Origin of the sequence: Mycobacterium sp. 852014-52450_SCH5900713 (genome assembly GCF_001667075.1) — a bacterium.
Classification (GTDB): Bacteria; Actinomycetota; Actinomycetes; order Mycobacteriales; family Mycobacteriaceae; genus Mycobacterium.
Genome location: NZ_LZIL01000078.1, coordinates 344,262 through 369,842 on the forward strand (window position 1 = coordinate 344,262; position 25,581 = coordinate 369,842).

At 68.3% G+C, this 25,581-nt stretch carries 24 protein-coding genes; 8 read left to right on the forward strand and 16 right to left on the reverse strand.

Annotated features, from left to right (window positions below):
• The first annotated feature begins 20 nt into the window (after window positions 1-20).
• Window positions 21-1,433 carry a class II fumarate hydratase gene (locus tag A5773_RS24665; RefSeq protein ID WP_066948133.1) on the forward strand — a complete coding sequence of 471 codons (1,413 nt, stop codon included), beginning with the start codon at window positions 21-23 and terminating at the stop codon, window positions 1,431-1,433.
• A 15-nt stretch (window positions 1,434-1,448) separates the two neighbouring features.
• A complete protein-coding gene (locus A5773_RS24670) occupies window positions 1,449-2,360 on the forward strand; it encodes a hypothetical protein (protein WP_066948136.1) in 912 nt (303 codons plus the stop codon).
• Between the two features lie 10 nt (window positions 2,361-2,370).
• Here the strand turns inward: A5773_RS24670 and A5773_RS24675 are convergent, their stop codons facing one another.
• The 5 genes from A5773_RS24675 to glyA all read right to left on the reverse strand — a co-directional run bounded on the left by A5773_RS24675 (window position 2,371) and on the right by glyA (window position 8,551).
• Window positions 2,371-3,852: an adenylate/guanylate cyclase domain-containing protein gene (locus A5773_RS24675; RefSeq protein WP_066948139.1), complete on the reverse strand. Its 1,482-nt coding sequence runs from the start codon at window positions 3,850-3,852 to the stop codon at window positions 2,371-2,373.
• Between the two features lie 58 nt (window positions 3,853-3,910).
• Window positions 3,911-4,786, reverse strand: a complete 876-nt coding sequence (locus tag A5773_RS24680) for a polysaccharide deacetylase family protein (protein WP_067793049.1) — start codon at window positions 4,784-4,786, stop codon at window positions 3,911-3,913.
• Window positions 4,787-4,827: 41 nt separating this feature from the next.
• Window positions 4,828-6,129, reverse strand: a complete 1,302-nt coding sequence (locus A5773_RS24685; RefSeq protein ID WP_066948145.1) for a PhoH family protein — start codon at window positions 6,127-6,129, stop codon at window positions 4,828-4,830.
• A gap of 215 nt (window positions 6,130-6,344) precedes the next feature.
• A complete protein-coding gene (locus tag A5773_RS24690) occupies window positions 6,345-7,172 on the reverse strand; it encodes an acyl-ACP desaturase (protein WP_066948272.1) in 828 nt (275 codons plus the stop codon).
• Window positions 7,173-7,270: 98 nt separating this feature from the next.
• On the reverse strand, window positions 7,271-8,551 hold the full coding sequence (glyA, locus tag A5773_RS24695) for a serine hydroxymethyltransferase (RefSeq protein WP_066948148.1): 1,281 nt from the start codon (window positions 8,549-8,551) through the stop codon (window positions 7,271-7,273).
• Window positions 8,552-8,664: 113 nt separating this feature from the next.
• Between glyA and coaA the strand changes: the two genes are divergently transcribed.
• Window positions 8,665-9,603, forward strand: a complete 939-nt coding sequence (coaA, locus tag A5773_RS24700; protein ID WP_067793053.1) for a type I pantothenate kinase — start codon at window positions 8,665-8,667, stop codon at window positions 9,601-9,603.
• A gap of 26 nt (window positions 9,604-9,629) precedes the next feature.
• Here coaA and A5773_RS24705 read toward each other — a convergent pair whose 3' ends face one another.
• The 3 genes from A5773_RS24705 to A5773_RS24715 all read right to left on the reverse strand — a co-directional run bounded on the left by A5773_RS24705 (window position 9,630) and on the right by A5773_RS24715 (window position 12,573).
• Window positions 9,630-10,055, reverse strand: a complete 426-nt coding sequence (locus A5773_RS24705) for a hypothetical protein (RefSeq protein WP_066948153.1) — start codon at window positions 10,053-10,055, stop codon at window positions 9,630-9,632.
• A 208-nt stretch (window positions 10,056-10,263) separates the two neighbouring features.
• Window positions 10,264-11,634: a hypothetical protein gene (locus A5773_RS24710; protein WP_066948156.1), complete on the reverse strand. Its 1,371-nt coding sequence runs from the start codon at window positions 11,632-11,634 to the stop codon at window positions 10,264-10,266.
• A 150-nt stretch (window positions 11,635-11,784) separates the two neighbouring features.
• Window positions 11,785-12,573, reverse strand: a complete 789-nt coding sequence (locus tag A5773_RS24715; RefSeq protein ID WP_066948159.1) for a (2Z,6E)-farnesyl diphosphate synthase — start codon at window positions 12,571-12,573, stop codon at window positions 11,785-11,787.
• A gap of 153 nt (window positions 12,574-12,726) precedes the next feature.
• On the opposite strand from A5773_RS24715, the gene A5773_RS24720 reads away from it, so the two are divergent.
• Window positions 12,727-13,506: a hemolysin III family protein gene (locus A5773_RS24720; protein ID WP_066948162.1), complete on the forward strand. Its 780-nt coding sequence runs from the start codon at window positions 12,727-12,729 to the stop codon at window positions 13,504-13,506.
• 4 nt (window positions 13,507-13,510) lie between these two features.
• Here the strand turns inward: A5773_RS24720 and A5773_RS24725 are convergent, their stop codons facing one another.
• Genes A5773_RS24725 through mca form a run of 4 tightly spaced genes read right to left on the reverse strand, consistent with a single transcriptional unit; the run spans window position 13,511 to window position 17,070 of the window.
• Window positions 13,511-13,882: a nuclear transport factor 2 family protein gene (locus tag A5773_RS24725; RefSeq protein ID WP_067793055.1), complete on the reverse strand. Its 372-nt coding sequence runs from the start codon at window positions 13,880-13,882 to the stop codon at window positions 13,511-13,513.
• 11 nt (window positions 13,883-13,893) lie between these two features.
• Window positions 13,894-15,906 carry a thioredoxin domain-containing protein gene (locus A5773_RS24730; RefSeq protein WP_067793058.1) on the reverse strand — a complete coding sequence of 671 codons (2,013 nt, stop codon included), beginning with the start codon at window positions 15,904-15,906 and terminating at the stop codon, window positions 13,894-13,896.
• Window positions 15,893-16,201: a hypothetical protein gene (locus tag A5773_RS24735; RefSeq protein ID WP_066948171.1), complete on the reverse strand. Its 309-nt coding sequence runs from the start codon at window positions 16,199-16,201 to the stop codon at window positions 15,893-15,895. The genes A5773_RS24730 and A5773_RS24735 overlap by 14 nt, the downstream gene beginning before the upstream one ends.
• Window positions 16,198-17,070 carry a mycothiol conjugate amidase Mca gene (mca, locus tag A5773_RS24740; RefSeq protein ID WP_066948174.1) on the reverse strand — a complete coding sequence of 291 codons (873 nt, stop codon included), beginning with the start codon at window positions 17,068-17,070 and terminating at the stop codon, window positions 16,198-16,200. Before mca ends, A5773_RS24735 begins: the two co-directional genes overlap by 4 nt.
• Window positions 17,071-17,185: 115 nt before the next feature.
• On the opposite strand from mca, the gene A5773_RS24745 reads away from it, so the two are divergent.
• Both A5773_RS24745 and greA read left to right on the forward strand, forming a co-directional pair.
• The gene (locus tag A5773_RS24745; RefSeq protein WP_066948275.1) at window positions 17,186-17,620 is read left to right on the forward strand and encodes a DUF4307 domain-containing protein; all 435 of its coding nucleotides are present in this window, start codon (window positions 17,186-17,188) and stop codon (window positions 17,618-17,620) included.
• 221 nt (window positions 17,621-17,841) lie between these two features.
• Complete coding sequence (gene greA, locus A5773_RS24750; protein ID WP_007168983.1) at window positions 17,842-18,336, forward strand: transcription elongation factor GreA; 495 nt, start codon at window positions 17,842-17,844, stop codon at window positions 18,334-18,336.
• A 64-nt stretch (window positions 18,337-18,400) separates the two neighbouring features.
• Here greA and A5773_RS24755 read toward each other — a convergent pair whose 3' ends face one another.
• The 4 genes from A5773_RS24755 to A5773_RS24770 form a co-directional block, all read right to left on the reverse strand.
• Window positions 18,401-19,561, reverse strand: a complete 1,161-nt coding sequence (locus tag A5773_RS24755; protein ID WP_066948177.1) for a cystathionine gamma-synthase — start codon at window positions 19,559-19,561, stop codon at window positions 18,401-18,403.
• Window positions 19,562-19,609: 48 nt separating this feature from the next.
• Window positions 19,610-20,320, reverse strand: a complete 711-nt coding sequence (locus tag A5773_RS24760) for an RDD family protein (protein ID WP_066948180.1) — start codon at window positions 20,318-20,320, stop codon at window positions 19,610-19,612.
• A 102-nt stretch (window positions 20,321-20,422) separates the two neighbouring features.
• Entirely contained in the window at window positions 20,423-21,829 is a 1,407-nt protein-coding gene (locus A5773_RS24765; RefSeq protein WP_066948183.1) for a cystathionine beta-synthase, read from the reverse strand.
• A 70-nt stretch (window positions 21,830-21,899) separates the two neighbouring features.
• Entirely contained in the window at window positions 21,900-22,970 is a 1,071-nt protein-coding gene (locus A5773_RS24770) for an alpha/beta hydrolase fold domain-containing protein (RefSeq protein ID WP_066948185.1), read from the reverse strand.
• A gap of 231 nt (window positions 22,971-23,201) precedes the next feature.
• Between A5773_RS24770 and A5773_RS24775 the strand changes: the two genes are divergently transcribed.
• Together A5773_RS24775 and A5773_RS24780 are read left to right on the forward strand one after the other, a co-directional pair.
• Complete coding sequence (locus A5773_RS24775) at window positions 23,202-24,176, forward strand: SGNH/GDSL hydrolase family protein (RefSeq protein WP_066948188.1); 975 nt, start codon at window positions 23,202-23,204, stop codon at window positions 24,174-24,176.
• A gap of 83 nt (window positions 24,177-24,259) precedes the next feature.
• Complete coding sequence (locus A5773_RS24780; RefSeq protein ID WP_066948191.1) at window positions 24,260-25,477, forward strand: acetyl-CoA C-acetyltransferase; 1,218 nt, start codon at window positions 24,260-24,262, stop codon at window positions 25,475-25,477.
• The last annotated feature ends 104 nt before the right edge of the window (window positions 25,478-25,581 follow it).

A 25,581-nucleotide genomic window follows, 5' to 3' on the forward strand; every position in this document is an offset into this window, starting at 1 on the left:
ACCAGCGAGGACTGCTACCTATGGCCGATAGCGCCACCGATACCGAATACCGCATCGAACACGACACCATGGGCGAGGTCCGGGTACCCGCAAAGGCGTTGTGGCGCGCACAAACCCAGCGCGCCGTGGAGAACTTTCCCATCTCGGGCCGGGGCCTGGAGCGCACCCAGATCCGCGCCCTGGGCCTGCTGAAGGGCGCGTGCGCGCAGGTCAACAAGGACCTCGGGTTGCTGGCACCGGAGAAGGCGGACGCCATCATCGCCGCGGCCGCCGAAATCGCCGACGGCCAACACGACGACCAGTTCCCCATCGACGTCTTCCAGACCGGGTCGGGCACCAGCTCCAACATGAACACCAACGAGGTGATCGCGAGCATCGCCGCGGCCAACGGTGTCACGGTGCACCCCAACGACGACGTGAACATGTCGCAGTCGTCCAACGACACCTTCCCGACCGCCACCCACATCGCGGCGACCGAGGCCGCGGTGCGTCACCTGATCCCGGCGCTCGAGGTGTTGCACGAAGCGCTGGAGAGCAAGGCCCGCGAATGGCACACCGTGGTCAAGTCGGGCCGCACCCATCTGATGGACGCCGTTCCGGTGACCCTCGGCCAGGAATTCAGCGGCTACGCCCGCCAGATCGAGGCGGGGATCGAGCGGGTGCGCGCCACGCTGCCACGGCTGGGCGAGCTGGCGATCGGCGGGACCGCGGTCGGCACCGGCCTCAACGCCCCCGACGGCTTCGGAGCCCGGGTGGTAGAGACGCTGATCGCGTCCACCGGGCTGAACGAATTGCGCACGGCCGCCAACTCTTTCGAAGCTCAGGCGGCGCGCGACGGTTTGGTCGAGGCCTCCGGCGCCCTGCGCACCATCGCGGTGTCGCTGACCAAGATCGCCAACGACATCCGCTGGATGGGGTCGGGCCCACTGACCGGCCTGGCGGAGATCCAGCTGCCGGACCTGCAGCCGGGTAGCTCGATCATGCCGGGCAAGGTGAATCCCGTTCTGCCGGAAGCAGTTACGCAGGTAGCCGCCCAGGTGATCGGCAATGACGCCGCGGTGGCCGTCGGCGGCTTGTCCGGCGCGTTCGAACTGAACGTCTACATCCCGATGATGGCCCGCAACATCCTCGAGTCGTTCAAGCTGCTGACCAACGTGTCGAGGCTGTTCGCGGACCGGTGCATCACCGGCCTGGTCGCCAACGTCGACCACCTTCGGGAGCTGGCCGAATCGTCGCCGTCGATCGTGACGCCGCTCAACTCGGCGATCGGCTACGAGGAGGCCGCCGCGGTGGCCAAGCAGGCCCTCAAGGAACGCAAGACGATTCGCCAGACCGTGATCGACCGCGGCCTGATCGGCGAGAAGCTCTCGGAAGAAGAACTGGACCGCCGCCTGGATGTCTTGGCGATGGCCAAGGTCAAGCCGGCGAAGTAGGCGGGTGGTGCAGCGATGACGACTCCTCCCGGCGGCCCCTACGGCCAGGGGCCTTACGGAAATCCGTATGGGCAGCAACCCTATTGGGGCGGCCAGCCCCAGGGCGGCCCGCAACCGTACCCGCCGACCGGCCCTTACCAGTATCCGCCCCAGGCGTATCCGCAAGCGGGACAGCCGTTCCCGCCCGGAGCGTACCCACCCGGGCCCCCACCCGGGGGCCCGGGCTCGAAGCTGCCCTGGCTGATCGTCGGGGGCCTCGTCATCCTGGCCGTCATCGCGCTGGTGGCCACCCTGGTCGTGATGCGCGGCGGCAGCCACGGCAAGTCCCCGGCCGCCGGGCCGTCGTCGACCAGCAGCACGACCAGCCAACCGAAGGGTCAGCAGACCGCCACCGACTGCACCCCGAACGTGTCCGGCGGTGAGATACCGCGGACGGACTCGATCGCCGCCGGCAAGCTCTCGTTCCCGGCCAGCGCGGTGCCGCCCAACTGGACGGTGTTCTCCGACGACCAGAACCCGAACCTGATCGGCGCCGTGGGTGTCGCCCAGGAAGTGCCCGGGGCCAGTCAGTGGATGATGACGGCGGAGGTCGGCGTCAGCAACCTCGTCTCCAGCATGGACGTCACCGCCCAGGCGTCGAAGTTGTTGCAGTGCATCGCCAACGGGCCCGGATACGCGAACGCGTCGCCCACCTTGGGACCGACCAAGACGTCGTCGATCACCGTTGACGGGACCAAGGCCGCCCGCGCCGACGGCGACGTCACGATCGCCGACCGCACCCGCAACGTCAAAGGCGACTCCGTCAGCGTCATCGCCGTCGACACCAAACCGGTCACCGTGTTCGTGGGCAGCACACCCATCGGTGATAGCGCTTCCGCGGACATCATCGGGCGGATCATCGCCGCGCTGAAGGTCGCGAAGTCCTGACGCGGCCCGACTAGGCCGGCGCGGAGACGTGGGTGGCTTCGGATCGCCCCCGCAGAACGGTGGAATAGCACTCGGCCCAATGCGTTGCCTCGGTCTGGTCCGCCCGCTCGATGGCCGCCGCCGCGCACAGGATCCGCCGGTCGGCGGTCTTGGCGAGGTCCGCCAGCCGCGCGGCCTCGTTGACCGCGTCGCCGATCACCGTGTACTCGTACCGGTTTTCGGCGCCGATGTTGCCGGCGAAGACGCGGCCCGCCGAGACGCCGATGCCGAAATCGACCGGTAGCCGACGCAGTTGGGTGCCCAGGGCGCGGGCGGTCGCGAGCGCGGCCGACGCCGGCTCGCTGGTCGCCAACGGTGCCCCGAAGACGGCAAGCGCGGCATCCCCGGCGAATTTGTTGATCAGCCCGTGGTGTTCGTCGACGGCATCGACGACGATGCAGAAGAAATCGTTGAGGACTTCGGCGACCTCTTGCGGGGGACGGCTTTCCGCCAGCTGCGTCGAGCCCACCAGGTCGATGTAGAGCACCGCCGCCTCGACCACGTCCCCCGACAGCGATGCACCCTCGTCGATGGCGCGCTGGGCGACGTCCGCCCCGACGTGGCGCCCGAATAGGTCGCGCAACCGGTCGCGCTCGGCCAACCCGGCCACCATGCGATTGAAACCCGTTTGCAGACGGCCGATTTGCGAGCGCTCATACGCCCCGACGTAGGTCCCGATGCGGCCGTGTTCGACCTCCGCCATGGCGTCGACCACCTCGCCGAGCGGGTCGGAAATGGACCGTGACGTCAAGATCATGGTCGGCAGCCCGAGCACCAATGCGGCCAGGGACACCACGAGGATCGGAACATCCAGCGACGCGGACTTCTCGATCAGCCACCCGTACGAACGAAGGACAACCAGAGTTGCGATCACCCCGATGGGGAAGGCGCTGCACAAAAACCACAGCAGGACCAGTCGCGCGTACACGCCGGGCACTGCCAGCCGCGGCTCGCAGCCGAGCGTGGCGGCGCGCATGATGGGGCGCAGGACGCGCTGCGCGAGCAGCATCGCCGTGCCGGCGGCGGCCGGCCCGCCGAGCAGCACACCGAGCGCGATGGGCAGCAGCAGCTGCGCCCCGCCGTCCAGGTTCAGCAACATGAAGATGCCGCCGCTGACAGCCCACGCCCCGAACAGGATCGCGGACTGGCGGCCGGGCAGCTTCATCGCGGCCTCGCGCTGCTCCTGGTTGGGTTCGGCCCCGGCCGCGTACCAGCGCAGCGTCGGGGCCGCGCTCAGCATCGCGGCCGCCGCGACGCCGACGATGCCCAACAACACGAGCACCAACACCGCCGCGGTGTTGGCCTTCGCGAAGTCGGCGTTGGCTCCGACCGACGTGTGGCCCCGCAGTGGAACCAAGATGGCGGCCGCTTCGATGACGGCCAGAAAGTAGGACAGGGCGAGGTCGACCCCGTATTGAATCGCCAACCGGCGGGCGGACTTTCGTTGCCCCACCGACGCTCGCGGCCGGCAATTCCGAAGCCGCGCGGCCGTGTGGGCCCACAAGCTGATGCTAGGCACCGTTGTTGGGGCCCCCCGAGTTCTGGCCCGGGATGTCGGTGATCGGGAAGTTGGGCATCGGCTTGGGCGAGGACGTGCTCGGCAGCGGCGGGATATCACCGGGCGGGATGTCGTGGAGTTCGTTCACCGGCGGCCCGTTCTCGCGGCTGCCATAGCTGCTCCCCGGCGCCCGCGGGCCCAGCAGTTCACTGACCGTCACCATCCGGTAGCCATTGGCCTTGAGCACCGGGATGAACTGGTAGACCAAGTCGACGGTGCTCGAGTAGGTGTCATGGAACAACACCACCGAACCCGGCTTGATGTACGTCATCAGCATGTACCGCGTCGCCGCCGTGTTCGAGTCGTTCGCCCAGTCGAAAGGAATGACATCCCAAAGGATTTCGGCGAGCCCGAACCGGCCCGCCGTCTGGCGCACGGCATCGTTGGACAGCCCCCCGGCGGGGCGATACAGGTTGGGGGTCCGGCCGGTGGCGGCGGCGATCGCGTCGTTGGCCTTGGAAAACTGAGGGGCGATGTCTTCGGGAGGGATCGTCACCATGTTGGGGTGTTCCCAGGTGTGGTTGCCGATCTCCATCCCAGCGTCGGCGACCTGCTTGGCCCCCGCGGGGTTCGCGGCCACCTTGTTGCCGATCTCGAAGAACGTGGCCTTCGCGTCGTTGTCCTTCAGGATCTGCAGCAGCCGGCCGTCGAATGGGCTGGGTCCGTCGTCGAACGTCAGCGCGACACACTTGACCACCGAGCAACTGAGATTGTCGGCGCGCGTCACGTGGCCGGTCAGACCCCCGATCACCAGCACCGCAACCGCCGCGACGACACCGACAACCGTGCGCCAATAGCGCCAGGCTTGGCTGTCGGGTCTTTTCGGCACCGTCGCAGTTTAACGAACGGCTGGCCAGGCGAAATGCGCCGTCACTGCGGTCCGGCGATCTCCTCGAGCATCTCGGTGACCAGCGCGGCAATCGGCGATCGCTCGCTGCGCAACAGCGTGATGTGGGCGAACAGCGGGTGGCCTTTGAGCTTCTCGATCACCGCGGCGACCCCGTCGTGCCGGCCTACCCGCAGGTTGTCCCGCTGGGCGATGTCGTGCGTCAGCACCACCCGCGACCCGGCTCCCAGCCTGGACAGCACCGTTAGCAAGACGTTGCGTTCCAGCGACTGGGCCTCGTCGACGATGACGAACGAGTCGTGCAATGACCGGCCGCGGATGTGGGTCAGCGGCAGCACCTCGAGCATGCCCCGGGAGAGCACCTCTTCGAGCACGGCCGGGCTGGCCAGTCCCTCGAGCGTGTCGAAGACGGCCTGCGCCCAGGGGCCCATCTTCTCGCTCTCGCTGCCGGGCAGGTAGCCCAGCTCCTGTCCGCCCACGGCGTAGAGCGGCCGGAAGACCACCACCTTGCGCTGGGTCCGCCGTTCCAGGACAGCCTCCAGGCCCGCGCACAACGCCAGCGCCGACTTGCCGGTGCCGGCTTTTCCGCCCAGCGATACGATGCCCACCGACTCGTCGAGCAGCAGGTCGAGGGCCACCCTCTGTTCGGCGGACCGGCCGCGCAGGCCGAATGCCTCGCGATCGCCGCGAACCAGCTGCACGCGTTTGTCCGCATTGACCCGGCCCAGCGCGTGCGAGCTGCCGCCAAGCAGTCGAATGCCGGTGTGGCAGGGCAGGTCTCGCGCTTCGGTCAGATCGATCTCACCCTCGGCGAACAGCGCGTCGATGTCCTCGGCGGCGGTCTCGACCTCGCGCATCCCCGACCATCCGGAGGCCACCACGTCTTGAGCGTGATACTCGTCGGCGGCCAGCCCGACCGCGGCGGCCTTGACGCGAAGCGGAATATCCTTGCTGACCAACGTAACTCGCTTGCCTTCGGCGGCGAGGTTGGCGGCGCAGCTCAAAATACGGCAGTCGTTGTTGTCGCTGCGGAAACCGGCGGGTAGCACAGCGGGGTCGGTGTGGTTGAGCTCGACGTGAAGCGTACCGCCTTGTGCCCCAACGGGAATGGGCTGATCAAGCCGGCCATGCAGAAGCCGGAGATCGTCGAACAGGCGCAACGCCTGACGGGCGAACCAACCCAGCTCGTGATGATGCCGTTTGGCCTCGAGTTCGCTGATCACCACCAGCGGAACCACCACCTCGTGCTCGGCGAACCGGCTGCACGCCCAGGGGTCGGACAGCAGCACGGAGGTGTCGATCACGTAGGTCCGGATTTCGGTCACGTAGCGCTCCTCGAGCGGGATGAGCCCGCGCGGACCCGCACAGGCATGTCGGCGGGAACTGCGACACCAGGACCGGGGCCGGTCCTTCCGTTGTGTTGACGGGAGGTGCCGCCCTGGCAGCTGAGCATGACGCTGACCATCGAGATCGACGCTACTCTCGTCGCCGCTTTGCAGCAGCGCAGGCGCGCCGACGACGGGCGCCGCGCGAAGATCGCCTAGGCGATGACGAACTGCTTGAGGGCGGGCTCGTCGGCCACACCCCATGCGGTGATGCGATCCGAGATCGCCTGCCGCAGCTGCTGTTGGTCGAAGATGCCCGCGTCGGCGACGTTGCGCAGCTTGTCCCGATAGGAGTCGATGTCGGCGCCGGGCACCTGCAGATCGGCCGCCCGGGCCGCGATGGCCGCGATCGTCTCGTCGCGGGCGTAGGACAGGCAGTGCTCGACCAGGTTGGAGAAGAACAGTTCGTGGCGGCGCTCGTCGCGCGCGATCCGGTCGATGAGCCCGGCCAGGATGGGCTCCTCGAGCTTGGCCGCCAGGTTCTCGCAGAACACGGCGTGCGTGCGCTCGGTGAACGCCATGTACACCAGGGTCTCCACTTGCGAGTAGGTGTCGGCGCGGTAGCCCTTCATGACGTACTGGACCCGCGCCTCCTCGTTGGCGGTCGGGTCGACCTCGCGGGTCACCACCAGATACTCGCGCAGCGCGATGGCGTGCAGGTGCTCCTCGGCGGTCCATCGGCCCAACCAGCGGCCCCACCAATCTTCGAGGATGAAGTGCTCGACGAGCTCGCGGTGATGCCCGGCGAGGTTGTCCTTGAGCAGCAGCAGGATCTCGCAGGCGTCCGTGTACTCCCGGGGCAGCGTCGCATCGGACGGGTCCCAGTCACGTCCGCCGAGGAACGCGAAGTTCTCGCCCCGGTCGAACGGCACGTAGTCGTGAGCGAACCAGAGTTCCTCGGTGTTCAGGTGCCGGTCCATGTTGGCTTCGCACACCGGCTCGAGTTCCAGGGTCAGCGCGTTAGCGACAGGTTTCTGTGCCATGCGGTTACTGTAACTCGCGTACACAGGTTCGTGAAATCACCTAACCCGTGTCGCGCCAACTGGTGACTTTGGTCCTTTCGCCGGTCCTTTCGCCGCGCCTAGCGGTCGACCAGCGTCCACTCCTCGAGACCCTCGTACAGCGGAAAGTCCCTGGCCAGGCGCGTCACCCGCTGCCGCAGAGCGGACAGGTCCGCCCCGCTGCCCGCCGCCAACGCGGTGGCGATGACGTCGGCAACCTCGGTGAACTCCGCGTCCCCGAATCCGCGGGTCGCCAGCGCGGGCGTGCCCACCCGCAGGCCGGATGTCACCATCGGCGGGCGCGGGTCGTTGGGGACCGCGTTGCGGTTGACGGTGATGCCGATCTCGTGGAGCAGGTCCTCGGCGGCCTGGCCGTCCAGCGGCGAGTTGCGCAGGTCCACCAGCACCAGGTGGACGTCGGTGCCGCCGCTGACCACCGACACACCGGCCTTGGTGACGTCGGGGGCCGTCAGCCGGTCGGCGATGATGCGGGCACCGGACAGGGTGCGCTGCTGACGGTCGGCGAACTCGGGAGTGCCCGCGATCTTGAGCGCGACGGCCTTGCCGGCGATGACGTGCATCAGCGGTCCGCCCTGCTGGCCGGGGAACACCGCGGAGTTCACGGACTTGGCGTACTCCTGCTTGCCCAGGATCAGGCCGGAACGCGGGCCGCCGAGCGTCTTGTGCACGGTCGTGGACACCACGTCCGCGTGCGGTACCGGCGACGGGTGCAGTCCCACGGCGACCAGGCCCGCGAAGTGCGCCATGTCCACCCACAGCTTGGCGTCGACCTCGTCGGCGATCGAGCGGAACGCCGCGAAGTCCAGAATCCGCGGGTAGGCCGACCAGCCGGCGATGATGACCTTGGGCCGGAACTCGAGGGCCTTGGCCCGCACCGCGTCCATGTCCACCAGGTGCGTCGTCGGATCCACACCGTAGAAGCCGGTTTCGTAGAGCTTGCCGGAGAAGTTGAGCTTCATCCCGTGCGTCAGGTGCCCGCCGTTGGCGAGGTCGAGGCCCAGCAGCCGCTCCCCCGGCGTCATCAGCGCCTGCAGCACGGCGGCGTTGGCCTGCGCTCCCGAATGCGGCTGCACATTGGCGAAGTCGGCGCCGAAGAGCGCCTTCGCCCGATCGCGGGCGATGTTCTCCACGACGTCGACGTACTCGCAGCCGCCGTAGTAGCGCCTGCCCGGCAGGCCCTCGGCGTATTTGTTCGTCAGCACGCTGCCCTGGGCCTGCAGTACCGACCGCGGCACGAAGTTCTCCGAGGCGATCATCTCCAGGGTGTCGCGCTGACGGCCCAGCTCTTTACCGAGCAGCTCGGCGATCTCGGGGTCGACCTCGCCCAGCGCGGCGGACATGACGGACGTGGAGGCGCGGGCGTCGGGTGCAGCAGTCACGGCGCCAGTCTATCCAGCGACGGTTTAGCCAGCCCAGCCGTCGGGGGCGCGTCCGCCCCTGCAACACTTGCACTATGCCGCGGCTTAGCGAGCCGAGCCCCTATGTGGAGTTCGACCGAAAGCAATGGCGCGCGCTTCGCATGTCGACGCCGCTGGCCCTCACTGAAGAGGAATTGGTTGGCCTGCGCGGTCTTGGTGAGCAGCTCGACCTACTCGAAGTGGAAGAGGTTTACCTGCCGCTGGCTCGGCTGATCCACCTTCAGGTCGCCGCGCGCCAGCGGTTGTTTGCCGCCACGGCCGAGTTCCTCGGTGAGCCGCAACAGAACCCCGACCGGCCGGTGCCGTTCGTGATCGGCGTGGCCGGCAGCGTCGCGGTCGGCAAATCGACCACCGCGCGCGTGCTGCAGGCCCTGCTGGCCCGCTGGGACCACCACCCCAGGGTGGACCTGGTGACCACCGACGGCTTCCTATACCCGAACGCCGAACTCGATCGGCGAAACCTGATGCACCGCAAGGGTTTTCCGGAGAGCTACAACCGCCGGGCGCTGATGCGGTTCGTGACGTCGGTCAAATCCGGCAGCGACTACGCGTGCGCGCCGGTTTACTCGCACCTGAAATACGACATCATCCCCGGCGCCAAGCACGTCGTGCGCCATCCCGACATCTTGATCCTGGAGGGCCTCAACGTCCTGCAGACAGGTCCGACCCTGATGGTGTCGGACCTGTTCGACTTTTCGCTGTATGTGGACGCCCGCATCGAAGACATCGAGCAGTGGTACGTGTCGCGGTTCCTGTCGCTGCGCGGCACCGCCTTCGCCGACCCGGAGTCACACTTCCACCACTACTCGGCCCTCAACGACACCAAGGCCATCGTCGCGGCGCGCGAGATCTGGCGGTCCATCAACCGGCCCAATCTGGTCGAGAACATCCTGCCGACCCGGCCCCGGGCCACCCTGGTGCTGCGCAAGGACGCCGACCACTCGATCAACCGGCTCCGGTTGCGCAAGCTTTAGCGGCGTCCAAGCAGCCGTTGTGGCGGTTACGCCGTCTCGAGACGACGCACGCCCCAGTACTGCAGTCCGGCGAACGCCGCGGTGTACACGCCACCCGCCAGGGTGGCGGCAATGCCTGTCGCGGGCAACGGCAGCGCTTCGGCGGCCACGATCGCGCCCAGTGTGAACACGACGTTGGCCACGACGACGCCCATTCCGACGCGACGCAGGTTCGGCGCCGCCGCGAGGCTGAAGACAACCAAGCCGCCGAGCACGAAGAACGCGCCGAGGCTGTACTCCTGCAGCGACGTCAGGCCCGTCAGCGACGAAAGCGGGTCGGCCAGAAAAGCGATCGCCAAACCGCACAGGCCCGTCAGCGTGGCGTCGGCGCGCATGGCGAAACGCAGCAGTGAGTCGGTCGAGTCGTAGAGGGGGCGGGTTGCCAGACCTGGCGCGCCAGATGCATACATCATGTGATTACTCCTCGCGATGGCGGATTGGGTCGAACTTCAGCGTGCCGCCGGCGCACTGCCATATCGACTCGTGGCACTGCCAACTACTGCCACGGATAAAAAGACCAGTGGGCTCGCCGGGCTATTCCCATATGCGAGCAACAATCGAAATCGTTATTCGACAACTGCCAGTCTGGCATTCAACAGCCCCAGCAGTCACAGGATCGCGCTAGTCGCTGGCCACCGGGACCCGCCCGCGCAGGTCGGCCGCGATCAGCCGGGCGGCAGCGTTCTGCCAGTTGTGCAGCGAGCGCTGGGGGACCTCGGTGACCAACCACTGCCAGGCCTGCCGGGCGATGGGATCAAGTCCCGTGGCGGTGGCGTTCTGCGCGTACGCACGCACGCCGACGACGTAGGGGAAATAGAGCGAGTTGTAGTGGCGCCACTGCTCGGTGGTCCCGAAATCGCCGGCGTCACGCGGCTTGAGCCGCCCGATCGCGTCCGCGAGAACCGCCTTGAGTTCGTTGGCCCGCTCCAGCGGATGGTCGGGCGCGCCCCGGGCGGCGAGGCGCTCGTCGATGACGGGCAGCGCGGTCAACGGGCTGGCGACCAGCTTGCTCAGGTCGCCGTAATGTCCCAGGGCGCGGCGGGTGAGCCTGGCGAACGTGACGTCGTCGACGTGGCGGAGCGGATCCACCGACCGCAGCGGCAGCGCCGCGCCGGTATTGCGCAACGCCGCCCGATCCTCCCGCAGCGCGGGCGATTTCGAAAATGCCAGCCGATCGAGAACCCCGGCCAGCGGATCCGCCAGCACCTGCACGGCGATCGCGACCGCCAAACTGGTGAACAGCAGCACGGTGAGCGCGGTCTGCGCGGCGCGGTCGTGGCGGGTCAGCGCCAGGCCGATCAACGCCTGGCCGCCGAATAACACCGCCACCGCCACCGAGCCGGCAAACGAGCGGAGCATGTCGGCGCGCAACGCCTGGCCTTCGTCGAACGCGTCCCACAGCGCGACGGCGAGCCCGAGCGAGAGGACGTCGAGACTCGTCGACGCCAGCGCCACCCAGCTGGGCACCAGGCCGAGCGGAATGATGAGGATGGCGTTGCCGAGCGCGAAGAACAGCGTCGCGACGACGGCCAGCCCGACTGCCGACCGCGGCCGGCGCGCCTGCCGCAACGCGACGGCCATCGCGGCGAAGGTGGATACCGAGATCACCGCGAACATCACCCAGTGGCCGGTCCGGAGTGGTCCCTCGACACTGCCGGCCAGCATCGCCCCGAACAGGCTCAGCACGGCGACAGCGGCCACCAGCAGAAACTCGCGCGTGCGCGGTCTCGAGCCGTCGCTAGGCCGGGCCAGCTCGACGAGCACCGCGAACCACGCCACGCCAGGGATGGTCACCAGGTAGATCTCAACGCGACTGAGCAGGTGCGCGTAGGCAGGGCTGGCGGTCCGCACGGCATCCAGCGCGACCACCAGCGCGAAACCGCACAGGCCGATCGCCGCCAACACGAGCACCGGCTTCCGCGGATCGCGAGCGAGCAGGTATAGCCCGAGCCACCCGCTCAGCGTGAAAACCACCGCCGACAGCGCAGCCATGCACCCAGTTTGGCACGGGTAATGCGTGCCGACCCGCCGCGCCCGGCTCGCGCCGGGCTTGCGATCGGAAGGAGTCTGATGCGTTCCGACCCGCCGCGCCCGGCTCGCGCCGCGCTTGCGATCGGAAGGGGTCTGATGCGTGCCGACCCGTTACTTGCCGTACCTGCGGTGCCGCTGACTGTAGTCACGCAACGCACGCAGAAAATCCACCCGGCGAAACGCCGGCCAGTGCGCCTCCGTGAACCACATCTCCGAATACGCGCTCTGCCACAGCAGGAACCCGGAGAGGCGTTGCTCCCCCGACGTGCGGATCACCAGGTCGGGATCGGGTTGCCCAGAGGTGTAGAGGTTTTCGGAAATGCCGTCGACGCTGACCGCGTCGATGAGCTCCTCGGCGGACGCACCGTTGGCGAGTTCCTTGCTCAGCAAGGCCCGCACCGCGTCGACGATCTCGCGGCGGCCGCCGTAGCCGACCGCGACGTTGACGTGGAACGTCGCCACGACGGGTGTGGATTCCACCGCGTCGCGCACCCGCCGGGCCGGTTCCTCGCCGAGCAACTCCAGATCGCCGACGGTGCGCACGCTCCACCGGTTGGCGGGCGCGCAGATCTCCTCGACGACGTCGGTGATGATCTCGATGAGCCCCGCCAGCTCGTCGGGGTCGCGTTGGAGGTTTTCCGTGGACAGCAAGTAGACGGTGGTCATCTCGATGCCGGCTTCCTGGCACCAGCGCAGCATCTCGGCGATCTTCGCCGCACCCATGCGGTAGCCGTAGCTGACGTCGGTATAGCCGGCGTCGCGGGCCCATCGCCGGTTGCCGTCGCACAGGACCGCGATGTGACGGGGCAGGTGCGGTTGGGCGGAGGCCAGGCCCTGCCGCAGCCGCAACTCGTAGACGCGATACAGCGGGTCTTTGAGACGCGGCGGGATAATTTCCACGGAGATTCAGCCTACTGTGAGCTGCGCCAAATTCCGCCCTGCTATTCGGCGATGTCACCAGCGCGGAGAGACCATGCCGTTACCGACGCCGACTATGTTGGTGATGAGCAGCCACTGGCAATCCCCGACCTGCAAGACGAGGGCACAGGAGACATGAGCAGCCAGACGAGCACGTCTGCCAATTCGGACCGCTCGGATCGCGAATCCGAGACCGTCACCCCCGGCAACACCGTCGAACAGCTTGTCGAGGGTGCGGCCCAGGCGCTGAGCAAGCCCCGCATGCGCGGCTGGATCCACTTCTTCTCCGCGTGGCTGGCGATCATCACCGGCGCGACGCTGGTCTCTGTGTCGTGGGCCGCCTCCTCGCCGCGCGCCGGTCATTCGACGCTGATCTACGCGGCGGCGACCGTGGCGATGTTCGCCGTCAGCGCCACCTATCACCGGGTGCAGTGGACGTCCGATGCGGCCCGGAACCTTATGAAGCGGCTGGACCATTCGATGATCTTCGTGTTCATCGCCGGCAGCTACACGCCATTCGCGCGCCTGGCCATGCCGCAGCAGACAGGCGTGGAGGTGCTGTGGATCGTGTGGGGCGGCGCGGTGGCGGGCATCCTGCTGAAGGTGTGCTGGCCGACGGCGCCGCGGTGGCTGGGTGTGCCGCTGTACCTACTGCTGGGCTGGGTGGCCGTGTGGTACTGCCCGACGATCCTGCACAAGGCCGGCGTGGCGGCGATGGTGCTGCTGGCCGTCGGCGGGGTCTTCTACAGCGTCGGCGGCATCTTCTACGGGCTACGGTGGCCCGACCCGTGGCCCAGTACGTTCGGGTATCACGAGTTCTTCCACGCCTTCACCGTGATCGCGGCCGTCCTGCACTACATCGCCATGTGGTTCGCGGTGTTCTACGTCGGCGACCACGCGTGGCTGATGCACTGAACGACTACAGCTGCGTGACGTCGGCGGGCGACCAGTACGCCTTCATGTGAGCGACCTTGCCGTCCTCATCGAATGCCATCACGTCGATCGGCTCGATCACCATCCGGTGCTCCCCGACGGTGATCGTGAGCCGGAAATGGAAAGCCGCCTCGTTGCCGGCGACCCGCAGCGTCACCAGCTCGCATTCGCGCTGCACATCGTTGACCGCCGAATAGAAGCCGTGGATCGCCTGGCGGCCGATGTGCACCTCACCGCCGACGGGATCCTCGACGGTGGCGTCATCGGCGTACAGCTCGACCAACTCATCGGCGCCGCCCTTGGCGACCAGTTCGATGTAGCGGTGGACCGTGTCGGTGATGTGTTGGGCGCTCGGCATGAAACTTCACGCTACCGTGGCGCGCCGAGCGCCCGTGCGAGGTCTTCCGCGGTGGTGACCGGCAAGTCGCACACCCGACCGCGGCACACGTACGCGGCGTCGGCGCCGGCCACCCGGTCGCGACCGCTCAGCAGCGCCGACGAGTCCTTTTCGCCGCCCACGACGATCGCCCCGCCCGGTGCCAGCCGCCGCGCGTCGGCCAGCAGCGCCGACCGCGACGGTTCGCAAGCGACCGCGATCTGCAGCGGTCCGCGCACCGCGGCCTCAGCCACGGCCAGCCAGTGGCCCGCGGAGCGTGGCGCGCGCTCCAGCAGCACCGAATGCGTGTTGAGCCCGTCGCCCGCCGCCCGCAGATACCGTTCCGCCCGATCGCCGTCGACCAGGTGCGCGGCGGTGAGCAGCGCCTCGGTGATCGACGATGCGCCCGACGGCGTCGCCCCGTCCAGCGGGTCGGCGGGCCGAAGCATCAACCGCTCGGCGTCGTCGGCGGTGTCGAACCACCGGCCGGGCCGCTGCGGGTCGGCGAAGTGCCGCAGCGCGGTGTCGAGCAGATCCGTTGCCGCCGTCAACCAGCCGGCGCCGGCGTCCAGCTGGTAGAGGGCGAGCAGGCCGGTGGCGAGCATCGCATGGTCCTCGAGGATGGCGGCGCTGTCGCCGACCACCCCGCCCAGGCTGGCGCGCCGCAACCGCCCGTCGACCAGATGCGAGTCCAGCAGTGCGCGTGCGCAATCGCTTGCGGCCCCGGCCAATTCAGGCGCGTCCAGGGCCACGCTGGCCTCGGCCAGCGCGGTGATCGCCAGACCGTTCCAGGACGTGACGACTTTGTCGTCGCGGCCGGGCTGGGTGCGGCTGAGCCGGGCGGCCAGCAGCGCAGCCCGGACGCGTTCGAGGCGTTGCGGGTCGTCGGGATCGGCGGGCAATTGCAGCACCGAGGTTCCGTGTTCGAACGTGCCGGACGCGGTGACCGCGAAAGCGTTTGCGGCCCAGGGGCCGTCGTCGGGGCCGAGCACGTCGGTGAGCTGCCCGGGCGTCCAGACATAGGTCGAGCCCTCGCGGCCGTCGGTGTCGGCGTCCAGCGAAGACGTGAACACCGCGCCGTCGGCCAGGTCGTCGAGCAGGAAGCGCGCGGTCTGGGCGGCGACCCGGCGCGCCAACGGATCCCCGGTCCGCCGGGCCCAGTGCGCGTAGGCGCGCAGCAGCAACGCGTTGTCGTACAGCATCTTCTCGAAATGCGGTACCACCCAAGCGTTGTCGACGCTATAACGGGCGAACCCGCCGGCGAGCTGGTCGTAGATGCCGCCGCGGGCCATCGCGCTGCCGGTGTGCGCGACGGCCTCCAGCGCCGCCGTCGAGCCGGTGCGTTCGTGGTTGCGCAGCAAGGCCTCGAGAATCGCCGACGGCGGGAACTTGGGCGCGCCGCCGAAGCCGCCATGCACAGCGTCCCGATCGTCGAGCACCGCGGCGACCGCGTGGTCACACAGCGCCGGCGCGATGTCAGGGCCGCCGGAGGGCAGCCCGGAAGCCATCGCACGCAATTCGCCCGCGATGGCCTCGGACGCCTCCTCCACCTCGCCGCGGCGCTGGTGCCAGGTGGCGGAAACCGCCGAAAGCAGCTGCAGAAAGCTGTCTTTCGGGTAGTAGGTGCCGCAGAAAAAGGGCCGGCCGTCGGGCGTCAGGAAACACGTCATGGGCCAGCCGCCGTGTCCGGTCAGCGCCACGGTGGCGTTCATATAGACGGCGTCGAGGTCCGGGCGCTCCTCCCGGTCGACCTTGATGCAGACGAATCCCGAGTTCATCGCGGCGGCCACCTCGTCGTCCTCGAACGATTCATGGGCCATCACGTGACACCAGTGGCAGGCGGCATAGCCGATGGAGAGCAGGATGGGCACGTCGCGCTCGGCCGCGGCCGCGAGCGCCTGCGGGGTCCATTGCTGCCAGTGCACCGGGTTATCGGCGTGCTGCCGCAGATACGGGCTGGTGGCCAGCCCGAGGGTGTTCGTCGCTGCAGCGTCAGCCGGGCTCATCGCCGGGTCCCGGTGCCCGCTCCGATCCGTTGGCCTGGCCCGGGGCGCGGTTGTCTGCCTGGTCGACCGCGTCGGTGCCTTCGTCGGCGGCCTGGTCGGGCTCGGGGTGCTTGGGCTCGAACGAGTCGGGCACCTTCTTGAGTTGCTTGTTCATCGAGCGCAGCAGCAACAGCGTGGCGATCAGCAGCACCACGATGATCAGCAGCCCGATCGGGCTGGCCTTGCCGAAGTCCGGCCCGGTGTGCTGCGGCGCGCCGTCGGCCAACGCACTCGCTGTCAAAATGAGGTGGTTCACAAGTGCCTCTCGATCCCGGCGAACAGGTCGTCCTCGGGCAGACGGACCGGCACCCGCGAGCGTGCGAGCTCGAACTCCTCCGTCGGCCAGAGCCGCTGCTGCCATTCGATGGGCGCGGCGAAGAAGTCGTGGTCCGGATCGATTTGCGTGGTGTGCGCCCGCAGCGCGTCGTCGCGTTGGCTGAAATACGCCGAGCACTCGACACGCGTCGTGACCCGGGACTCGAACGGGTCGTGCGCGGCGTCCCAGTGCTCAAGCCATTTCGCGAACGGCGGTTCATGCCCGTGTTTGATCGCCTCGTCGTGCAACAGCTGCATCCGGGCCCGCAGGAATCCGTGGATGTAGTAGAGCTTCGATACGACCCACGGCTCGCCCGCGTCCGGAAACCGCCGGTAATCTCCGGCCGCCTCGAAGGCGCCGACCGAAACCTGGTGGCAGCGAATGTGATCCGGATGCGGGTAGCCGCCGTTCTCGTCGTAGGTGGTGATCACGTGCGGCCGGAACTCGCGGACCACGCGAACCAGCGACTCGATCGATTCCTCCAGCGGCACCAGCGCGAAGCATCCTTCGGGCAGCGGGGGCGGTGGGTCGCCCTTGGGCAAGCCGGAGTCGACGAAGCCCAGCCAGGTGTGTTCGACACCGAGGATCTCGGCGGCCTTCGCCATCTCGTCGCGTCGGATCTCGGCGATGTGGCCGTGCACCTCGGGCAGGTCCATCGCCGGATTGAGGATGTCGCCGCGCTCACCGCCGGTCAGCGTCACCACCAACACCCGGTGGCCCTCGTCGGCGTAGCGGGCGAGGGTGGCCGCGCCCTTGCTGGACTCGTCGTCGGGGTGGGCGTGCACCGCCATCAACCGCAGTTCGCTCACGTGCCCCCTTGTCGGTCTGCTGGTCGCCGGTTGCGAAACCTATAATTCCAGTTCTTCAGATCGTTGCATGCTGCCGGCCGGTGTCCGGCAGCCGACCACCCAGGCATACCCAGGCATGACCGAAACTCCCCCTGCACTCCCGGAGGCCCGCTACGGGCGCACCGGACGCCCCCGCGTACCCCGGCGTTGGCTGGTCGTCGCGCTGGGCGTGCTGGTGGTCGCGGCCGGGCTGGTGATCGCCGTCGTCGGCTACCACCGGCTGGGCACCAGCCCCGTGACGGGCACGCTGGGCAGCTATCGGGTGATCGACGACGAGACGGCGTCGGTAACGATCAGCGTGACGCGATCCGATCCGTCGCGGCCGGTGGACTGCATCGTGCGGGTCCGGGCCAAGGACGGCAGCGAGACGGGCAGGCGGGAAGTGCTGGTCCCCCCGTCCGATGCGGCCACGGTGCAGCTGACCACCACGGTGAAGTCCAGCAAACCGCCGGTGATGGCCGACATCTACGGCTGCGGCACCGACGTGCCGGCTTATCTGCGGTCGGCGTGACCCCGTAACAACAGCCGAACTGCGAATTTCGGGTCATCAATTGTTTGCGCGGTGGTAACATGGGTGAATGCACGGTTCCTGATGGGACCGTGTATTGCTGCATTAAGGCCGTGAGCAGAACGGATCGGCAGCACACGGGGAGCAGACCCGGATACTCCCGGCGGCGGGGTTAAACAGGCTTACGCGGGTACGCGGAACGACAACATGAGGAGCACGACGAGATGACGGACACTTCTGTGACCTGGTTGACCCAGGAGTCACATGACCGGCTGAAGGCGGAGCTCGATCAGTTGATCGCCAATCGTCCGGTTATCGCCGCGGAAATCAATGACCGCCGTGAAGAAGGGGACCTGCGCGAGAACGGCGGATATCACGCCGCCCGCGAAGAGCAGGGCCAGCAAGAGGCCCGCATCCGTCAGCTGCAGGACCTGCTCAACAACGCCAAGGTCGGCGAAGCGCCCAAGCAGTCCGGCGTCGCACTGCCCGGTTCGGTGGTGAAGGTCTACTACAACGGCGACAAGTCGGACACCGAGACGTTCCTGATCGCCACCCGCCAGGAGGGCGTCAACGACGGCAAGCTCGAGGTGTATTCGCCCAACTCACCGCTGGGCGGCGCCCTGATCGACGCCAAGGTCGGCGAGACCCGCAGCTACGTGGTGCCCAACGGCAACACCGTCGAGGTCACGCTGGTCAGCGCGGAGCCCTACCACTCCTAACCGCCGCCACCTCCGCGAGCAGAAACACGCCTCGGGCGTGCGATTTTGTGTCTGCTCGCGGTGGTTAGTCCAGCGCCTGGCCGAGGTCGGCCAGCAGGTCGGCGATGTCTTCGATGCCGACCGACAACCGCACCAGGTCGTCGGGCACTTCCAGTTGCGAACCGGCCGTCGACGCGTGCGTCATGGCGCTCGGGTGCTCGATCAACGACTCAACGCCGCCGAGCGACTCGGCCAGGATGAACACTTCGGTGCGCGCGCACAGATCCCGCGCGGCTTGCCGGCCGCCCCGCATGCGCACCGACACCATGCCGCCGAAGCCGAGCATCTGCCGAGCGGCGATCTCGTGCCCGGGGTGGCCGGGCAGACCGGGGTACAACACGGTGCTCACCGCCGGATGGCCGGAGAGGAAATCCGCGACGGCCGAAGCGTTTTCGCTGTGTCGCTGCATCCGCAGCACCAGGGTCTTCAGGCCACGCATGGCCAGGTAGGCGTCGAACGGGCCGGGCACCGCGCCCGCGCCGTTTTGCAAAAAGGCGAAGGCCGCGTCCAGCTCCGCGTCGTCGGTGATCAACGCCCCGCCCACCACGTCGGAGTGTCCACCGATGTACTTGGTGGTCGAATGCAGCACCACGTCGGCGCCCAGCTTCAACGGCTGCTGAAGCGCGGGTGAGGCAAATGTGTTGTCCACCAAGACTTTTAGCGAGAACTGTTTGCCCAGTTCGGCGAGGGCCGCGATGTCGGCAATGGACAGCAGTGGGTTGGTCGGTGTCTCCACCCAGATCAGGCGGGTCTGCGGCGTGACCGCGGCGCGGACGGCGTCCAGGTCGGACAGCGCCACCGGCGTGTAGCTGACGTTCCACTGCGTGAACACCTTGTCGATCAGCCGGAAGGTGCCGCCGTAGGCGTCGTTGGGGATGATCACGTGATCGCCGGGCCGCAGCATCGCCCGCAGGGCGCAGTCGGCGGCGGCCATGCCGGAACCGAACGCCCGCCCGTAGCTGCCCTCCTCCACCGCGGCGAGCGAGGCCTCCAGCGCGGCGCGCGTCGGGTTGCCGGTGCGTGCATATTCGAACCCGCCGCGCAGCACGCCGACCCCGTCTTGGGCGAACGTGCTGCTGGCATAGATCGGGGCGTTGACCGCCCCCGTCGCCGGGTCCGGCCGGTAGCCGGCGTGAATCGCTTTGGTGGCGAGTCCGGTGAAATGTCCGGTGTGGTCGTCGCTCATCGACGACCAGCCTAGGTGACGACCGAGCCGGCTACCGCGCCCGCACGACTAGCTCAGCTGTTGCTCGGTCCCGTCGAGCGGCAGGCAGACCGTCGTCATGATCTTGTCCGCCAGCGTCTGCCGCTTCGAATCCCACAGCGGGAAAAGGAAACCGATGAAGCAGATGATGGCGTCGACGAAGTGCGCGAGGGAACGCACGATGGACATCCCGAAGCCGAGGGGCTGACCGGTGACCTCGCTGACCACCTTGAACTTCATCACCGATTTGCCGACGCTCGACCCGGTGGTGCCCTGGCGGTAGCCGTAGTTCCAAATCAGATAGATCAACCCCACCAGCGACGCCAACCACTGCGCGGCCAGGCCGATGGTCGAGTTCTGCGTCGCGCAGTACTGGTTGACGGCGTACTGCGTGACATCGGTGACGCACGACGTCTGCTGGGTGGCGACCAGGATCCCGGTCCCGATACCGTGCACGACGGCGTACGGGAGGATGTCGATGATGAACGCCACGAGCCGGGTCAGCCACGGCGTGTAGGACTCCGTCGGCAACGTGCGGATCGCCGGTCCCGGAGGTGGTGGCGCGTACCCACCGGCGGACGGCGGGGGCGGCGGGTAGGAGCCGCCGCGCGGCGGCGGAGGCGGCGGATAGGAGCCACCCGCGGGAGTCGATGGAGGGGGCGGAACCGCCTGACCACCGGACGACCCGGGCGACGGCGGAGGTGGCGGATAAGCGTCGCCAGCCGGCGGTTGATCGGTCATGGGCACCTCTTCCCCTGCGGACCAGCTGAACCAGGCCGCATTACAGTACCTGAGCGCGCAGCGGCCGGGCGAGACACGCGTCGCGGCCGAAAGGGGCCCCGGCTACCGACGGCCTAACGGTCCACGAGACCCGTCCGAGAGGAAACCGAGCAGGTCATAGCGGGTGATCACACCGACCGGTTTGCCCTCCTCGACCACCATCAACGCGTCCCAGTCGCGCAGCGCCTTGCCGGCCGCGCTGACCAACTCCCCCGCGCCGATCATCGGCAACGGCGGGCTCATGTGCAGCGAGACGGCGTCGGCCAATTTGGCCCGGCCCTCAAAGACGGCCGAGAGCAGTTCGCGCTCGGAGACGCTGCCGGCCACCTCCCCGGCCATCACCGGCGGCTCGGCGCCGACCACGGGCATCTGGGACACCCCATACTCGCGCAGGATGCCGATGGCGTCGCGGACCGTCTCGGACGGATGCGTGTGCACCAGGTCGGGCAGCTCGCCGGACTTGCGGCGCAGCACGTCACCCACCGAGGCCTGCTCGGTCGAGCCGTCTAGACGGCTGCGCAGGAACCCGTAGGAAGACATCCAGGCGTCGTTGAAGATCTTCGCCATGTAGCCGCGCCCGCCGTCGGGCAGCAACACCACGACGAGCGCATCGGGTCCGGCCTCCTCGGCGACCTTCAGCGCCGCCACTACCGCCATCCCGCACGACCCCCCGACGAGCATCGCCTCCTCGCGGGCCAGCCGCCTAGTCATGTCGAACGAGTCGGAGTCGGACACCGCGATGATCTCGTCGGGCACCGTGCGGTCGTACGCGGCCGGCCAGAAGTCCTCGCCGACGCCCTCGACCAGGTAGGGCCGGCCGGTCCCGCCCGAGTACACCGAACCCTCGGGGTCGGCGCCGATGATGCGCACCTTCCCGTCCGACACCTCTTTGAGGTAGCGGCCCGCACCGGTGATCGTGCCGCCGGTGCCGATGCCGGCGACGAAGTGGGTGACCTTGCCATCGGTGTCGGCCCAGATCTCCGGACCGGTGGTGGCGTAGTGGCTGGCCGGGCCTTCCGGGTTCGCGTACTGGTCGGGCTTCCAGGCGCCCTCGATCTCCCGGGTCAGCCTGTCGGAGACGCTGTAGTAGCTGTCCGGATGGTCGGGCGGCACCGCCGTCGGGCAGACGACCACTTCCGCGCCGTAGGCGAGCAGCACGTTGCGCTTGTCCTCGCCGACCTTGTCGGGGCACACGAACACGCACTTGTACCCGCGCTGCTGCGCCACCAGCGCCAGGCCGACGCCGGTGTTGCCGGAGGTGGGTTCGACGATGGTGCCGCCGGGCTTCAGTAGGCCGCTCGCTTCGGCGGCGTCGATCATCCGCACCGCGATCCGGTCCTTCGAGCTACCCCCGGGGTTGAGGTACTCGACCTTGGCCGCCACAGTGCCGGCGCCGTCGGGAACCACGGAATTCAGGCGAACTAGCGGCGTGCCGCCGATGAGCTCGCTGATGTGCTGGGCGATCCGCATGCGTTCATCGTCTCAGGCAGGTTCCGGGGGTGCACGACGGCTTCGGAGTTGGCGTCTGACGGAGATTGCGCTAGCCGGTGGCCTCGCGGATATAGTCGCCGATCTGGCGCAGCGAGCGAACCGCCTCCGGGACCATCGGAGCGGCCAGCTGGAAGTCGTGAATCTGGCCGGGCCACACCCGCACCTCGGCCGGCACACCGACCGCGGCCAACCGGCTCGCCGCCAGCCGCGCGTCGTGCAGCAACACCTCGGATCCCGACACGTGGATCAGCGTCCGCGGCAGGCCCGGCTTGATGTGCTCCACCGGCTCGTAGATCTCCTCGGGCCGCCCCCCGACTTTGTGCTTTTCGGCCGCGCTGGCAACCAGCTCGGCCAGCGCGTCGAACGCCCGGGCGGAGAACATCGCGTCGGTGTTGATGTTGGGATGGGCCTGCTTGTGTTCCTTTGCCAGCTGCAGCAGCGGCGAGATCATTACCAGCGCAGCCGGCTCCTCGCCCTCCTCCTGGAGGCGTTGCGCCAGCGCGAGTGCGAGGTAGCCGCCCGCGGAGTCGCCGGCCAGCACGATCTGATCCGGCTCATATCCGCGCAGCCGCAGCCACTGGTAGCCATCGTGGCAGTCATCGAGGGCCATCCCGATCGAATGCTTGGGCAGCAGCCGGTAATTGACCACCAAGATCGGCGCGTCAGCAAACTGCGACAGCGCTTCGACCAGCCGGCCGTGCGAGTTCGCCCCGCACGTCAAGAACGCACCACCGTGGAAGTAGACGACCACCCGACGGGTGCCATCCGCGGGCAGCACGCCCGGGGCGCGCACCAGCTGCGCCGACGCGTTGGGCAAGTTCACCGTCTCGCGGACGGTGGCCGTCACCGGGAGCACCACCCGGGCCGCCAGGTCGATGAGGCCCCAGGGCCAGGGGAAGTTGGGAATGTGGCTGCCGACGGACAGGACCGGCCTAACCGTCACCCGCGACGTCAGGTTGGCCACCCGCGCAGCAACGCTGGGTCCGGATTCGAGGACCTCGACCGGGGTGCCATCGCTCATCGCGAACTTGCGCGGCCTGCTGGCCCTGCGAGCCGCGAGGACGTCGTGTGGACGAAGGGCGTTCCGGGGCGAGCCGGATACCTTGCCGGGTGCGCTCATGCTCAACACTTCCTACGCCTTTGTAGTGCGATACAGCATGTGACGAGGCAGCTAAGCATCTGGTTCAGCCGTTTGCCCGAGGCACTCAGCCAACCCCGCGAACTTAGCTTGACAGCCACTTCTTAAGACAACATTTAAAGAGTCTGATTTGTTACCTCATTTGCTTCGCACCGTGATCACATTGTTGGTCAGCCGACCCCGCAAACATGCAAGCCGAACTAAACTGGTCGCGTGACCATGCGGGTGCCCCGTCGTTCGGCAATCGCCCTGGCCACGGCGGGCGCACTCGCCTCGACAGGAACTGCCTATCTGGGCGCGCGCAACCTGCTGGCCGGCCAGGCGACGCACGCGCGCACCGTCATCCCCAAGGCGTGGGACATCCCGCCCCGCGCCGACGGCGTGTACACCCGCGGCGGCGGCCCGGTGGAGCGGTGGCACCGCGGCGTGCCGTTCGATCTGAGCCTGATGATCTTCGGTGACTCGACGGCCGCCGGCTACGGGTGCATCAGCGCCGAGGAAGTGCCGGGAGTGCGGATCGCGCGCGGCCTCGCCGAACAGACGGGCAAGCGAATCCGGTTGAGCACCAAGGCAATCGTCGGCGCCACGTCGAAAGGCTTGTGCGGCCAAGTCGATGCGATGTTCGTGGCCGGGAAGCCGCCGGATGCGGCGGTGATCATGGTCGGGGCCAACGACGTGACGGCCCTCAACGGCGTCAGCCAGTCGGCGCAGCGGCTCGGGCTGACCGTGCGCAAGTTGCGCGCCCGCGGTGCGGTGGTGATCGCCGGCACCTGCCCGGACCTGGGTGTCATCACCGCGATCCCCCAACCCCTTCGGTCGATCGCACACGAGCGTTGTCTGCAACTGGCGCGCGCCCAGGCCGCGTCGGTGCGGGCCGCCGGCGGTATGCCGGTGCCCCTGGCGCAGTTGATGACACCGCAATTCCGGTCGACGCCCCACGTGATGTTCTCCCCGGACGGCTTCCACCCGTCCGCCCCGGCGTACGCGATCGCGGCCGACGCGCTGCTGCGCGCGCTGTGTGAGGCGCTGGGCGAGGAGGTCGACCTCCCACCGCTGGAGTTGGCGGCATCGACGACCGCGCCGGTGCTCGGTCAGCGCCACACCCGAACCAGCGTGATGTCGCGGCTGTGGCGGCGCCCGGCGCCGGGACTCGCCCCGTCGTCGTGCCCGCAGGTGGCCAGCGACTAGATTTGTGCTAGCCCGTCGGCGTCAAGTCAACGGTTTGTGAAGCGAACTCGCCGGAATCCGGAAGGGATTTGAAGGGAACCGTCATGCCTGAAGCCGTTATTGTCTCTGCCGCTCGCTCGCCGATCGGCCGCGCGATGAAGGGGTCGCTGGTCTCCATGCGGCCCGACGATCTGGCCACCCAGATGGTGCGCGCCGCGCTGGACAAGGTGCCCGCGCTCAACCCGCACCAGATCGACGACCTCATCCTGGGCTGCGGCCTGCCGGGCGGTGAGTCCGGCTTCAACATGGCGCGCGTGGTCGCCGTCGAGCTCGGCTTCGACTTCCTGCCCGGCACCACCGTGAACCGGTACTGCTCGTCCTCGCTGCAGACCACCCGGATGGCGTTCCACGCCATCAAGGCCGGCGAGGGTGACGCTTTCATCTCCGCCGGCGTGGAGACCGTGTCCCGGTTCGGCAAGGGCAACTCCGACTCCTGGCCCGACACCAAGAACCCGCTGTTCGACGACGCCCAGGAGCGTTCTGCGGCGGCGGCCGCGGGCGCCGACGAGTGGCACGACCCCCGCGCCGACGGCAACCTGCCCGACGTCTACATCGCAATGGGGCAGACCGCCGAGAACGTCGCCATCCTGACCGGCGTCAGCCGCGAAGACCAGGACCGCTGGGGGGTGCGCAGCCAGAACCGGGCCGAGGAGGCGATCAAGAGCGGGTTCTTCGAGCGCGAGATCACCCCGGTGACCCTGCCGGACGGCACCACCGTGAGCACCGATGACGGCCCTCGTCCCGGCACCACCTACGAGAAGGTCTCCGAGCTCAAGCCGGTGTTCCGGCCCAACGGCACGATCACCGCGGGCAACGCCTGTCCGCTCAACGACGGCGCGGCCGCGCTGGTGATCACCAGCGACACCAAGGCCAAGGAACTCGGCCTGACGCCGCTGGCCCGAATCGTGTCCACCGGCGTCAGCGGCCTCTCGCCGGAGATCATGGGTCTGGGCCCGATCGAGGCGTCCAAGAAGGCGCTGGCGCGGGCGGGGATGTCGATCAACGACATCGACCTCTACGAGATCAACGAGGCCTTCGCGGTCCAGGTGCTGGGTTCGGCGCGCGAGCTGGGCATGGACGAGGACAAGCTGAACGTCTCCGGCGGGGCGATCGCGCTGGGACACCCGTTCGGCATGACCGGCGCGCGCATCGCGACCACGTTGATCAACAACCTGCAGACGCACGACAAGACGTTCGGGCTGGAGACCATGTGTGTCGGCGGCGGGCAGGGCATGGCGATGATCATCGAGCGACTGAGCTAACCGACCGTACGAGCTCGTCGTCGAGTGTGCGGCCATGGTCGCAACACGCCGGGCAGGTCCGCCCTCAGCGCACACTCGACGTCGCACACACGAAAAGACCGGCG